Origin of the sequence: Synechococcus sp. BL107 (genome assembly GCF_000153805.1) — a bacterium.
Classification (GTDB): Bacteria; Cyanobacteriota; Cyanobacteriia; order PCC-6307; family Cyanobiaceae; genus Parasynechococcus.
The window spans coordinates 2,146,915-2,159,816 of the sequence record NZ_DS022298.1; the positions used below are offsets into that span (position 1 = coordinate 2,146,915).

The window sequence follows — 12,902 nt, forward strand, 5'->3', positions numbered from 1 at the left end:
GCAGGCCTGTCCGAAGGCTTTGTCAACGCAAGACCAGCGGTGACAGGGTCGCCACCTTCATCCATGCATCCTTCCGCGGTGCCACCGTCCACCGTGGTGCGCTGCCGGGAACTGCTCGATCAATGGCGCCAGAGCCTCCGCCTATCCCGGCGGGAACAGGGACTCCTGGGGGGAGAACTCGTCCAGCTCGATCGACAATTGCAACGTCTGCAGCAACGCACCCTGCGAATCGCGGTGTTTGGCCGGGTTGGCGTTGGCAAGTCGAGTCTGATCAACGCTCTCATTGGCGAGCCCCTACTGGCCACTGATGTGGCCCACGGCAGTACGCGGAGCCAGAGAGGTGTGGTGTGGCCAGGCTCAATCGCAGACCTCAACCGCGTTGAGCTGGTGGATACACCAGGGATCGATGAAATCAATGCCGCGGGTCGAGCGCGATTGGCATCCCGGGTGGCCATGGGGGCTGATTTGGTTCTGCTTGTGATCGATAGCGATCTCACCCGGACGGATCGCGAGGCGCTGCAAACATTGCTCAGCAGCGGCAAGCCCTTACATGTGGTGCTCAACCGCAGCGACCGCTGGCCGGCACAGGAACGCGCAGCACTCTTCAACAGCATTCGCTCACGCCTTCCCGGAGACCTGCCACTCACCGTTGTGGCCGCAGCACCGCGGCAGGCCAAGCTCCAGCCCGATGGCCGCGTTCGCAGTGCACGCACCCCAGCCCAGGTTGAGGCCCTAGAACAACAGCTGAAGGGCCAACTCGAACGTGAAGGCGTGCTGCTCCTCGCACTCCAAGCCCTGCGACAAGCCGATAAGTTCCAGCGCAACTGCCAACAGCTGCGGCTTCAACAACACCGCCGCAGCGCCCAAGGTCTGATTGGTCGATATGCCGCGGCCAAAGCGACGGGGGTGGCGATCAACCCAGTGCTCGCCTTTGACCTAGCCGGGGGCATGGCCTGCGACACCGCCTTAGTAGTGCAACTCAGTCGCCTCTATGGCCTTCCTCTCACACCGAAAGCAGCCCGACAACTGCTCACGCATTTATCTGGAAGTAACGCACTCCTAGGGGGCATACAAATCGGCCTCAGCGCGCTCAAGCAGATGCTGTTGTTGTTGGTGCCGATCAGTGGCGGCACCAGCCTGGCCCCCGCCGCACCTGTGGCCTTTGCCCAGGCGGCACTGGCGGTTCATGCAAGCCGTCGCACCGGTCAACTCGTAGCCCAACACCTACTCCACCCATCGGGTGGCCAACCCGGAGCGCTACTCCAACGCTTGGCGCGACGCGATCCCGTCGTGCGTCACTGGCTGCATCGCTGGCCATTGCGTGCACAGCAAGATCTCCGCCCGTTGCTGCCTTGAAATGGTGCAACAGCGGATTGCCCTCTTCGGAACGAGTGCCGACCCTCCAACCCGAGGACACCAGGCTCTCCTTGAGCAGCTGCTGCATCGCTACGACCGCGTGGCCACATGGGCAAGCGACAACCCAATGAAGCAGCACGGCGCAACGCTGTCCGTGCGGGCCATGCTGTTGAAAGCGTTGGTCGAACAACTGAACAGTTCAAACCTGGACCTCGCCCAAGACCTCAGCAGTCCATTCACCATGGAGACGTTGCATCGCGCCCATCAACGCTGGCCTCAACACAACCTGGTGTTTGTGGTGGGTAGCGATTTAGCCGCTCAAATCCCCCATTGGAAACAAGCTGATCAGTGGCTCAGCCAATGCCACATGGCGATTGCTCCACGCCAGGGTTGGCCTCTCACCGCGATGGCACTGGCCGATTTGAGCCGATGCGGAGCCTCTGTTGAAGTGTTGGATGTGGAGATCCCAGCGAGCGCCAGCTCTGAGCAACGTCATGCCCCCCAGCCTGAGCAGGTCCCCAGTGCGGTGTGGCCCCTTCTGCTCGAGCACAATCTTTACGGTCTCGATCCCACCCTCTAGCTGATGCGTCTTGCCCTCGCCCAAATCAATCCACTTGTGGGTGATCTGCAGGGCAACGCAGAGCGCATTCTTGTGGCAGCCAGCGAAGCCCAACGCGACGGGGCCGATGTGTTGCTCACCCCCGAACTTTCACTTTGGGGGTATCCACCGCGAGACCTGCTGCTCCAACCAGACCGCATCGCCGCTCAAGCAGAGCTGCTCCAGGGGATGAGCCAGCATTTGGACAGCGATCTCATCGTGCTGGTGGGTGTTGCCTTACCCACCGACGATGACCGTGCCCCCGGGCTCACCAACAGCATCGCCCTCGTGGACCGGCGGGGATGGCGCGCCGTTGCTCACAAACAACTGCTGCCCAGTTACGACGTTTTTGATGAGCGGCGCTACTTCCGTCCAGGGACGGGACCAAACCTTCTGCAACTTCCCAACGGCCAACGACTGGGGCTCACGATCTGCGAAGACCTCTGGGTAGACGACAACCTGCAGCGGGAACGTCTGGCAGGCCCCGACCCAATCGAACAATTGATCCCAGAACAGCCGGATGTGGTGATCAACCTCGCTGCATCACCCTTCGATGCGGACAAACCATTGTTGCGACAAAAGCTGGCCGCCACGGCAGCGCGCCGCTTGAACTGTCCAGTGGTGTATCTCAATCAAGTCGGAGGCAACGACGAATTGGTCTTCGATGGCGGCAGTTTTGTGATGTCTGCCTCAGGAGACCCCTTACTGGAACTCCCATGCTGTTGCGACCAGGTCAGTCTTTGGGACAGCGAAGCTGAACCCGCCAATCGAGATCACAGCCCTGATGACCCACTAGATCGACTATTTCGCGCCCTTGTGCTGGGGGTTCAGGACTACGCCTGCAAGTGCGGTTTTCAAAAAGCACTGTTAGGCCTGAGTGGTGGGATCGATTCAGGGCTCGTTGCCGTGATCGCCACCGCAGCCCTCGGAGCCGATCACGTATCAACACTGCTGATGCCGTCGCCTTGGAGTTCAGCAGGATCGATCGACGATGCCGTTGCCCTGGCGAAACGACTGGGACTGAAGACCACGACCTTGCCGATCCGTCCCTTGATGGATGGCTTCGACACAACCTTGAACCCTGCACTTGGTGCCGATCCAAGCGGAGTCACCGCTGAGAACCTGCAATCCCGCATTCGCGGCACCTTGCTGATGGCGGTGGCGAATCAGGAGGGCCAATTGCTGTTAACCACCGGCAATAAATCTGAATTAGCCGTTGGGTACTGCACCCTTTATGGGGATATGAATGGTGGGCTAGCCGTGATCGGCGACCTCTACAAAACCAGCGTATTCGCGCTTTGTGACTGGCTCGACAGTCCAGCATCCCGACACTGCCGTGGGGACTATCACCTTCCCGAGCACGGAGAGTTGGTGGGCGATGCCATTCGACGAAAACCCCCGAGTGCTGAACTACGACCTGATCAAAAAGACAGCGACTCGCTGCCGGACTACAGCGCTCTCGATGCCTTACTCAAGGATCTGATCCAAGAACGACGACACGGTGAGGACTTGATCGCCGCCGGCCATAACCCTGAACTCGTCTCCCGCGTTGAACAGCTGCTGAAACGGGCCGAGTTCAAACGCCGACAGGCGGCGCCCCTGCTCAAAGTGAGCCCTCAGGCCTTTGGCAGTGGCTGGCGGCTGCCGATTGCCTGCGGCTGAGCCAGATTGAAGACCATCGAGCTGAGCGTCCATGGCAGATTCCATCCTGTCGGCACCGATGGCCAGCATTGGCATACCGAAGGAGATCAAAGTTGACGAGCAACGCGTCGCCCTAACCCCCGATGGGGTGCGCGAATTGGTCACCCATGGACTTGAGGTGAAGATTGAAGCTGGTGCCGGAGCGGGGGCCGGGATCGGAGATGACGCCTTCCGCAAAGCGGGGGCACAACTCGTCAGCCGAGACGAAGCCTGGGCTGCCCATCTCGTCGTGAAGGTGAAAGAGCCCCAGCCCGAGGAATTCGGATTTCTCCGCAACGACATGGTGCTGTTCACCTATCTGCACCTCGCTGCCTATCCAGACGTGGGGGAAGCACTCCTCAAGGCAGGCACCGCAGCGATGGCCTACGAAACAGTTCAACTCGAGGACGGAAGCCTGCCTTTGTTGGCACCGATGAGTGAGATTGCCGGACGGCTTGCGGCCCAGGTGGGGGCCCATTTCCTGGAAAAACCCCACGGAGGCCGCGGAGTCCTCATGGGTGGCTGCACCGGCGTTCAACCAGCGCGGGTGGTGGTGCTCGGTGCCGGAAACGCCGGCTGGAATGCGGCGCGCACAGCAGCAGCGATGGATGCGGAAGTGTTGCTACTCGACCGTTCACCGCAGCGGCTTCGCAGCCTGGAGGCGGATCGACGCGGCAGGCTGACGAGCGTGGTGAGCAGCCGTGGACTGATCGAACGGCTGGTGCCGACGGCGGATCTCGTGATCGGAGCTGTGCTCACCCCCGGCGGCCGTGCCCCCACGCTGGTGGACGAAGACCTGGTTCAGGCGATGCGACCCGGTTCGGTGATCGTTGATGTGGCCATTGATCAGGGCGGCTGCATTGCCACCAGCCGAGAAACCACCCACACCAATCCAACGGTGTCCATCCATGGAGTGCAGCACTACGCGGTCGGCAACATGCCTGGGGCGGTTCCATTCACGTCAACGGAGGCCCTAGTCAGCGTGACGCTGCCCTACATCCTGGGCATCGCTGGCCGCGGCCTCGAAGAGGCCTTTACCGAACGACCGGAACTACTCTCAGGCCTCAATACGGTGCAGGGATCGATCTGCCACCCCGGCGTGGCCAAAGCGCTGGGAGTTACGCCACGACACCCGATGGCCTGCCTGCGCTAGCACGATTGATTCACGAAATCGTAATAATATTGAGTCAATTGCGTGCTGTTTAAGGCATGTCGAGGGCTTTGATGTATTGCCAATCTCCATCGGTGCCTCCACCGCACCGTTGAAAGAACGACGTTTCCCGCAGCACTCCCTCGCGATGGCGGGCTTCAAAAACCACCGTTCCCATCACGTCAGCCACACCTCCATCGGTGCAGGACAGAATGCGAAGGCCCACCCAGCGCGTAGCCCGAAAACTTCGGCGCAGTTGCTGTCGTCGCTCCGCCTCAGGCAGATGTGCTTCCGGATGAGTAAGCAACAAATAGTCCAACTCACCCTTCACAAACGCCGAGTAGCGCGAACGCATTAGCTGTTCGGCCGTTTCGGCACGCTGATCGCCGCGGTGCAGGGGAGCACAGCAGGTGCGATAAGCACCGCCCCCGCAGGGGCAGGGGCCTTGATCCGTCGACATCGCAAATCCCTTGCCCTGCTTCATCACTGGATCTCCCTCAACGGTGGCAAGGGCCTCCCGAGCGCAGCTGGACTGATCCCCTCTCGTAGCGCCACAAGCAACCCAGCAGCTTCGGAATAACTGCTGGCCGGCAACACCCCCGACGACAGCCCTAAAACCGCGGGCGTCACGGACAACAGCGAGGGATTCGCCACGCTGATCACAGGAATTCCACGCTCCACACACGCCAACAACGCCTCTCCTCCCAGGGCACCTTCGGGCACCACTGCGGCTCCGATCTGGGATGCCTGAACATCGCCAGTGAGAGCAGCGCTTGTATCGATCAAGTCTGGCGCCCGGCTCAAGCCCACCAACACGCAGGCCAGAAATGTGTAGCCCAGCTCTTCCCCGGCTGCTCGAGGATCCAGCTGGGGATCCAATGGCAGGGGCGCAAGGGCCGGAGCATGGGCGCAGGGCATCTGCAGATGACGCACCAACAGATGACTGATCACGGCCTCAGCCCCCGCTAGCGCATCGACACCACTGCCCTGCCGATAGGACGTGAGCGCTTTACTGCCGAGATCCTCCGGGAAGCGTGCCACCACAGCAATCGCCGTTGCGCCGGCATCACGCAGTCGCTCGCCCGCACGCAACAACGCATCGGGGTGCTCCAGATTTCCCCAGCTGGCGCCACTTGCTCCGCGAGCGAGGGACACTCCTAGGGGTTGATCCGAACGCAGGACGGGTCCGATATCCAGACCCAAGCTGGCGTGACAAGCCTCGGCCACCTGAATCTGGCGCTGGGCCAGCTCAGCTTCAATCCCCGCATCGAGGAGAAGGCCGATGCGCTGCCGACGGACCGGTCGCAGTGCCCAATCGCCTACTGCAAAACGATCCAGGCCATAGCCCTCCACGTACTGAATGCGGGGATCACTCCAATACAGCGCCGCGCCATTCATCACATTGGGATGGGTGATCAGGCAGCCACTGGCCGCAGCCAATAAACGGGCACTGGGTAAGGCATCACCGGCATACCCTCCGATCTCACAACCGATGCCCGTGGGCACAACCATCAGGGTGGGCAGTGGTGCTGCACTCATTCGATACAAACCCCCTCCACCTGAAGACAACGGGCACCATCGGCTGCCGTCGTCAGCCCCGTAATGGCCCAGCGCAGCAACTCAACATCGGGATCACTGGCGAGTTCAGCGCGGACCCATGGGCGCAACTCAATGATGGAGACATGCTCTGGCCAGATCAGCTGACGCTGCAGGCGAAGCAGCTTCACTTTTGATACTGACCGAACTGGGCTTCGTACAAGGCATCTTCTTGGCCCGTTTTGAGGGTGAGATCAGCACGGGGGAAGGACACACATAACAAGGCATATCCCTTCTCCTGAAGATCGGATCGAACACCCATGGCATCGGGCTGATCGACGCTTCCAGCTGAAATCACAGCTGCACACGTGGTGCAGACGCCTGTACAGCAGGAGCTGGGAAGGCTGATCCCTGCGGCTTCTGCCGCGTTCAGCACTGTCTGGTCAGCCCGACATTTGAATTGATGGACTTCACCTTCAATTTCAGCAGACACGGAATAGGTGGCCACAGCCGCTGATGGGTCAGACATCCCGTCAAAACTTTGCTCTCCAAGTGATTCTCTCAGGCAGCGGGTGGGGTTTGTTGGACCCACACATTGGGATGCGGAGCCAAGTATTCCGCCGAATGGTCGTCATCTGGGGCCGTGAGCACGAAATCAAAACTGATCGAACAGCGCAACGCCTCTGGATCGCTGTTGGGCAAAACGCTGTGGTCCAGACGGGAGGGAAATAGCACCAACAACCCGGATCGAGGCGCGAGGTCCCAGTGATCGGAATTCAGCGGATGTCCTTCAGTGATGGGGCCTCCATGGCCAACAGCGAGTCCGGGAACAAGTTCATTGATTCGATGCGGCGCCTGAAGGCGCAGCACTCCCTCCTCACCGGAACCACTTCCCGTGAGATAGAGCACAGCGCTGAGATGGGCATTGGGATGGTGATGACGACCGACCACCTGATCCCAATCGCTCAGCACGGGCCAACATCGCTGAAGGTGCAGGGCCACTTGAGAACACTCAAAGCCCACCGCATCGAGATAGGTCCATATCTGATCAACAACCTGCTGCGTGAGCTCCACGAAATCGGGGTGCTGATGCAACCTCCAAGCGCCATGGAGATCGCCAGTCCAGGCACATCCTTCTGTGGGATTTCCGGTCACCTCCCCTCGCAAGGCAAACAACACCTGAAGCTGCCCTGCCACATCCAAAGGATCCAAGGCCAACTGCACCGTGGCGATGGCAGTGGGAAAGAGCTGATGAAGCTGCATTGTCATCACCCCATTAAAAAAGCCGGCCCCCGAAGGAACCGGCCATCAACACAATCAACGGGAACGATTAACCAGCGGCAGCAGCGGAACCACCCACCACTTCCAGAATCTCCTGGGTAATCGCGGCCTGACGTGCCTTGTTGTAGTCAAGAGTCAGCGTCTTCGCCAATTCCTTGGCGTTATCGCTTGCGTTGTTCATAGCGGTCATCCGACTCGCCAATTCCGACGCAGCCGATTCCTGCAAACAGCGCAAAAGCTGGTTTTGCAAGTACAACGGCAGCAAAGCATTGAGCAGCTGGTCAGGGCTTTGCTCAAAAACGATATCCGACGGGATTTTGGGAGCCTTGTTGGCAGAGCTGGTACCAGGCTCGACCGTCAGACGACCCTGATCAGTGGTGAGATTAAAGATCTCATCCTCAGGATCAGCGATGTCTTGCGGATCAAGGGGAAGCAGCGTCTGGAGGACGGGTTTACAGCTCACCAAATTGATGAACTTGGTGAACACCATCTCCACTCGATCAGTCCCGGCTGCAGTGAATTCAGCCAGCATGTCGGTTGCGATCGTGTTGGCTTCATCCGCGGTGGGAACCTGCTCCAGCCCAGTAATTTTGGCCTGAATGGGGTAATCCCGATTGGTGAAGTAACTAATTGCTTTGCTGCCGATCAACACCAGCTTTACGTTGAAGCCCTTGCCCTTCAACTCAGCGAACCGTTGCTCGGTGCGCTTAATAATGTTGGCGTTATAACCACCGCAAAGGCCACGGTCGCCAGTGATGGCAACAAGCGTGATCGTTTCAACGGTGCGCTGTTCCATGAGTGGAGCATCAGCCTCCTCAAAGCGCATCCTGGATTGAAGATTTTCCAGGATGCGAGAGAGACGATCAGCGAAGGGCCGGCTCCTTAGAACCTGCTCCTGAGCACGACGAACCTTGGCCGCAGCCACGAGGCGCATGGCCTCAGTGATCTTGCGGGTGTTCTTGACAGATTTGATCCGGTCGCGGATGTCTTTGAGATTTGCCATGTCGGCTGCTCCGTCAGTTGGCCGAAGCGACCATGGTGGACACGACTTCGCTGATGGCGGCCTTCAGAACGCTCTCAGCTTCGGGGCTCATCACCTTCTTCTCCTGAATTTCAGAGATGAACTCAGGCTTGTTGGATTTGAGGTACTCACGCAGTTCACGGGAGAAGTTCACCACTTGCTCCACGGGGACAGCATCGATCAGACCCTTCACACCGGCGTAAACGATGGCAACCTGCTCAGCCAAAATCAGCGGGCTGAACTGGGGCTGCTTGAGCAGTTCACGCAGGCGCTTGCCCCGGGAGAGCTGCTGTTGCGTCGCAGCGTCCAAATCGGAGGCGAACTGAGAGAAAGCGGCCAGTTCATCGAACTGAGCTAACTCCAATTTCAAGGTGCCAGCAATTTTTTTGATCGCCTTGGTTTGGGCCGCACCACCCACACGGCTCACAGAAATACCCACATTGATTGCGGGGCGGAGACCGGAGTTAAACAGATCAGAGCTGAGGAAGATCTGGCCATCCGTGATCGAAATCACGTTGGTGGGGATGTAAGCGGAAACGTCACCAGCCTGGGTTTCGATGATGGGCAGGGCTGTCATCGAACCTTTACCCATCGCATCGGACAGCTTCGCTGCACGCTCCAGCAAGCGGCTATGGCAGTAGAAAACATCACCTGGATAGGCCTCACGACCGGGCGGACGACGGAGCAGCAAGGACATCTGGCGGTAGGCAGCAGCCTGCTTGGAAAGATCGTCGTAGATCACCAAGGTGGCTTTGCCCTTGTACATGAAGTACTCAGCGATCGAAGCACCGGTGTAAGGGGCTAAGTACTGAAGTGCCGCAGGCTCAGAAGCATTAGCGGCAACAATCACGGTGTAACCGAGGGCGCCGCGCTCACGCAGGACTTCAACAACGTTGGCTACGGAAGCAGCCTTTTGGCCGACAGCCACGTAAACACAGATCATGTCCTGATCTGCCTGGTTCAGGATCGTGTCAATCGCGATGGCGGTTTTGCCGGTCTGGCGGTCACCAATGATCAGCTCACGCTGGCCACGACCCACAGGAATCATCGCGTCGATGGCGGTGATTCCGGTCTGCATCGGCTCATGCACCGATTTCCGTTGAATGATGCCAGGGGCCATCGATTCGATCAGCCGCGTCTCCGAGGCAGCGATATCACCTTTGCCATCGATCGGACGTCCGAGGGAGTTGACGACACGCCCCAACATGGCGTCGCCCACGGGAACCGAGGCGATTTTGCCGGTGGCTTTCACCGTGCTGCCTTCTTGAATGCCGAGGCCTTCACCCATCAACACCGCGCCGACGTTGTCGTCTTCGAGGTTCAGAGCGATCCCTTCAGTGCCATCCTCGAATTCGAGGAGCTCACCTGCCATGGCCTGTTGGAGGCCGTAAACGCGGGCGATTCCATCACCCACCTGCAGAACGGAACCGACATTGCTGACGGAAACTGACTTGTCGTAATCCTCAATCTGCTGTTTGAGGATGGCGCTGATCTCGTCGGGACGGATGGAAACCATGGCTTGTGATCCCAGCGGGGATATAGGAAAAAAGGGGCTGTAAGAGAAGAGGTGGGTTCAGCTCGCCTTGGCGAGTGCCAGACCGAGACGGCGGACCTGACCAGCCAAGCTGGCATCGATCACTTGAGAGCCGAGGCTGACAACGAAACCGCCAATCAAGGCGGGGTCGACGCTGAGGTCGATGTCGACCTTCGAGGTGCCGGCCATGGCCTGCACTTTCTTGGAGAGAGCCGACTGTTGTTCTTCAGAAAGAGGCTTGGCAGAACGAACTTGAGCCAGGGTGATTCCTTGCTGCTCGCGATACAACTCAAGGAAACGGTTCATCACCGCCTCGAAGGCTTGTAGGCGCTGACGATCGGCAAGAACCTTCAGGAGATTCATCAACGAGGGGGTCACCTCCTCCGCCAAGAGGCTTTCGAGAGCCTTTTTCTTAGAGGAGGGTTCGAGAACAGGCGACACCATCGCATCGCGAAATTCAGCCGAACTGTCCCAAACACCTAAAAGCTGCTTGCACTGCTCAGACACCGTTTGGGATTCATCGCGAGCCTCAGTTACCTGAAGCAAGGCTTCGGCGTAGGGCGTCGCAAGAGAATTAAGGAGAGGCATCAGGCGTTCTCCAAATTGCGAATGGTTGAGTCGATCAGCTTGGACTGCGCCGCATCATCGAGGCGGCCAGGCAGATCGGTGAGGACCTTGTCGATCGCCGCCATGGCGGCTTCACGACGCAGGGCATCTTTAATCCGAGACGCCTCAGCATCAGCATCGGCCGCTGCACCTTGCTTGATGGCAGCCATCACGGAAATGGTGCGTTTTTCGCCTTCAGCGCGGATCGCAGCTGCACGTTTCTGGCCATCGATCCGAATCTGCTCCGCTTTTTGCTGAGCGGCAGCAAGCTCGGACTGAGCTGTGGTGAGCTCTTCAGAGGCCTTTTTTAAACGTCCTTCAGCATCCTGAAGGTCTTGGAGGATCGCTGAGCGACGACGCTCAAGGATGCCACCGAGGAAACCACGCAGGAACCAAAACAGCACACCGATGACGATGGCCAGGTTGACCAGGTTGGTCTCGAGGGGATTGAAATTGAGATGCATCAGGCAGCCAGCAATCGGTTGATGATCGTGGTGCTGAGCTGATCCACCTTGCCCTTGAGTTGAGCTCGTGCAGATTCACGCTCGGCTTCGATACCGCGACGACTCTCTTCTTTCGTGCGATTGGCTTCAGCTTCGGCCTGGGCGAGCGCTTCGCGGTAGAGGCCATCGACCTCCTTTTCCGCGTCGACGATCACAGACTGAACGGCCTGTCGAGCACCCTTCAGCTGTTCAGCCAAAGCAGCTTCAAGACGTTCAACCTCGGCGAGCTTTTGCTTCGCATCAGCACGGCTGGTGGAAATAAAGCCCTCTCGGTCTTCCACGACCTTGCCGACCGGACGGAAGAAGAGAACATTGAGAAGGAAGGTGAGGAGAACCACCTGAACCGCCATAAGCGGAAGGGTGGCATCGAGGTCAAAAAGACCTCCCTCCGGAACACCTGCTTCAGCGAGCAGAAGCCAGGTCATGGAAGGGTGCGCTGGGAAGGAATCGAAACGAGGGGGTCAGAAGGGGGAACGTTGTGTCCCCCGATCTGAATCAGGCGAAGGGGTTGGCGAACAGGAGCACCAGAGCAACCACCAAGCCATAGATGGTCAGCGATTCCATGAATGCCAAGGACAGCAGCAGAGTGCCGCGGATCTTGCCTTCGGCTTCGGGCTGACGGGCGATGCCCTCAACAGCGCCGCCGGATGCGGTGCCCTGTCCGATACCAGGGCCAATTGCGGCGAGGCCGACGGCCAGGCCAGCAGCCACAACAGAAGCGGCGGAGGTGATGGAATCCATGTTGGGTGGGATAAGGGGAAGCGCTCAGGAGCGCTGAACAGAAATGGGTTGGGGATCGGTTCCCCCCGCGCAGGGACACTCTTTGAAAGAGAGGGCCCGGATGCAGTCCGGACCTGCGCGCGGATGTGTTTAGCAGATCGCTAGGGCATAGCGAAAGGGGGTGGGGCCGCTAATGGGCCTCGTGAAGGCCTTCACCGATGTAAAAGGCAGCCAAAGTCGCAAAGATCAGAGCCTGAATGGCACTGGTAAACAGACCAAGAAGCATCACGGGCAGGGGCACGATCAAAGGGACCAAATAAACCAGCACTCCCACGGCCAATTCGTCGGCAAGGATGTTTCCAAACAAACGGAAAGAGAGGGAAAGAGGCTTGGTGAATTCCTCGATGATTTTGAACGGGAGCATGATTGGGGTCGGCTCCACGTACAGCTCAAAGAAGCGCAATCCCTTGCGGCTCAGACCTGCATAGAAGTACGCCAACGACACCAAAAGGGCCATTGCCACGGTGGTGTTGATGTCCGCGGTTGGTGCACCAAGCTCACCTTCCGGCAGCTCGATAATTTTCCAAGGAATCAGCGCTCCTCCCCAATTGCTCACAAAGATGAACAAGAAGAGGGTGCCAATGAACGGAAGCCAATCGCGGTAATACTTCTCGCCGATTTGATCCCGGGCTAGGTCTCGGATGAAGTCCCAAAGGAACTCCAACAGGTTCTGCAGACCTATCGGATCGCGCTTCATGCCACGCGTGCCAACAAGCACGAATGCCAAAAGAACGCCGATCAAGATCCAGGAGCTCAGGAACACCTGGCCGTGCAAATACAGATCACCGATCTGCCAGTACAGGTGGTGGCCCACTTCCAGTTCGGCAAACGGGAGTGAGAAGGGCATTAATGCCATG

At 58.9% G+C, this 12,902-nt stretch carries 16 protein-coding genes; 4 read left to right on the top strand and 12 right to left on the bottom strand.

All coding sequences use genetic code 11. From position 1 onward, the window contains the following. Nucleotides 1–63: 63 nt before the first annotated feature. Genes BL107_RS11240 through ald form a run of 4 tightly spaced genes read left to right on the top strand, consistent with a single transcriptional unit; the run spans nucleotide 64 to nucleotide 4,787 of the window. Nucleotides 64–1,356, top strand: a complete 1,293-nt coding sequence (locus tag BL107_RS11240) for a GTP-binding protein (RefSeq protein WP_037989044.1) — start codon at nucleotides 64–66, stop codon at nucleotides 1,354–1,356. A gap of 1 nt (nucleotide 1,357) precedes the next feature. Beyond that, nucleotides 1,358–1,936 (top strand): nicotinate-nucleotide adenylyltransferase, encoded by a 579-nt coding sequence (locus BL107_RS11245; protein WP_009790487.1) that lies wholly within the window; start codon nucleotides 1,358–1,360, stop codon nucleotides 1,934–1,936. Nucleotides 1,937–1,939: 3 nt separating this feature from the next. Continuing rightward, entirely contained in the window at nucleotides 1,940–3,616 is a 1,677-nt protein-coding gene (locus tag BL107_RS11250) for an NAD+ synthase (RefSeq protein ID WP_009790488.1), read from the top strand. Between the two features lie 31 nt (nucleotides 3,617–3,647). Then, nucleotides 3,648–4,787: an alanine dehydrogenase gene (gene ald / locus BL107_RS11255; protein WP_009790489.1), complete on the top strand. Its 1,140-nt coding sequence runs from the start codon at nucleotides 3,648–3,650 to the stop codon at nucleotides 4,785–4,787. A 49-nt stretch (nucleotides 4,788–4,836) separates the two neighbouring features. Here the strand turns inward: ald and BL107_RS11260 are convergent, their stop codons facing one another. The 12 genes from BL107_RS11260 to atpB form a co-directional block, all read right to left on the bottom strand. Then, on the bottom strand, nucleotides 4,837–5,268 hold the full coding sequence (locus BL107_RS11260; RefSeq protein WP_006169942.1) for a YchJ family protein: 432 nt from the start codon (nucleotides 5,266–5,268) through the stop codon (nucleotides 4,837–4,839). Continuing rightward, a complete protein-coding gene (locus BL107_RS11265; protein WP_009790490.1) occupies nucleotides 5,268–6,323 on the bottom strand; it encodes a DUF3326 domain-containing protein in 1,056 nt (351 codons plus the stop codon). The genes BL107_RS11260 and BL107_RS11265 overlap by 1 nt, the downstream gene beginning before the upstream one ends. Continuing rightward, the gene (locus BL107_RS11270) at nucleotides 6,320–6,511 is read right to left on the bottom strand and encodes a hypothetical protein (protein ID WP_009790491.1); all 192 of its coding nucleotides are present in this window, start codon (nucleotides 6,509–6,511) and stop codon (nucleotides 6,320–6,322) included. Before BL107_RS11270 ends, BL107_RS11265 begins: the two co-directional genes overlap by 4 nt. Then, complete coding sequence (locus tag BL107_RS11275; RefSeq protein WP_009790492.1) at nucleotides 6,508–6,849, bottom strand: 2Fe-2S iron-sulfur cluster-binding protein; 342 nt, start codon at nucleotides 6,847–6,849, stop codon at nucleotides 6,508–6,510. Before BL107_RS11275 ends, BL107_RS11270 begins: the two co-directional genes overlap by 4 nt. Nucleotides 6,850–6,881: 32 nt before the next feature. Continuing rightward, complete coding sequence (locus BL107_RS11280; protein ID WP_009790493.1) at nucleotides 6,882–7,583, bottom strand: putative 2OG-Fe(II) oxygenase; 702 nt, start codon at nucleotides 7,581–7,583, stop codon at nucleotides 6,882–6,884. A 67-nt stretch (nucleotides 7,584–7,650) separates the two neighbouring features. Further along, nucleotides 7,651–8,604, bottom strand: a complete 954-nt coding sequence (locus BL107_RS11285) for a F0F1 ATP synthase subunit gamma (protein WP_009790494.1) — start codon at nucleotides 8,602–8,604, stop codon at nucleotides 7,651–7,653. A 13-nt stretch (nucleotides 8,605–8,617) separates the two neighbouring features. Then, the gene (gene atpA / locus BL107_RS11290; RefSeq protein WP_009790495.1) at nucleotides 8,618–10,138 is read right to left on the bottom strand and encodes a F0F1 ATP synthase subunit alpha; all 1,521 of its coding nucleotides are present in this window, start codon (nucleotides 10,136–10,138) and stop codon (nucleotides 8,618–8,620) included. A 57-nt stretch (nucleotides 10,139–10,195) separates the two neighbouring features. Continuing rightward, nucleotides 10,196–10,744, bottom strand: coding sequence for an ATP synthase F1 subunit delta (gene atpH, locus BL107_RS11295; protein WP_009790496.1), 549 nt, complete (start codon nucleotides 10,742–10,744; stop codon nucleotides 10,196–10,198). Continuing rightward, nucleotides 10,744–11,226 carry a F0F1 ATP synthase subunit B gene (locus BL107_RS11300; protein ID WP_009790497.1) on the bottom strand — a complete coding sequence of 161 codons (483 nt, stop codon included), beginning with the start codon at nucleotides 11,224–11,226 and terminating at the stop codon, nucleotides 10,744–10,746. Before BL107_RS11300 ends, atpH begins: the two co-directional genes overlap by 1 nt. Further along, nucleotides 11,226–11,690, bottom strand: coding sequence for a F0F1 ATP synthase subunit B' (locus BL107_RS11305; protein WP_009790498.1), 465 nt, complete (start codon nucleotides 11,688–11,690; stop codon nucleotides 11,226–11,228). The genes BL107_RS11300 and BL107_RS11305 overlap by 1 nt, the downstream gene beginning before the upstream one ends. 70 nt (nucleotides 11,691–11,760) lie before the next feature. After that, nucleotides 11,761–12,006 (bottom strand): ATP synthase F0 subunit C, encoded by a 246-nt coding sequence (gene atpE / locus BL107_RS11310; protein WP_009790499.1) that lies wholly within the window; start codon nucleotides 12,004–12,006, stop codon nucleotides 11,761–11,763. Between the two features lie 169 nt (nucleotides 12,007–12,175). Next, nucleotides 12,176–12,901, bottom strand: a complete 726-nt coding sequence (gene atpB / locus BL107_RS11315; protein WP_009790500.1) for a F0F1 ATP synthase subunit A — start codon at nucleotides 12,899–12,901, stop codon at nucleotides 12,176–12,178. Nucleotide 12,902: the final 1 nt, after the last annotated feature.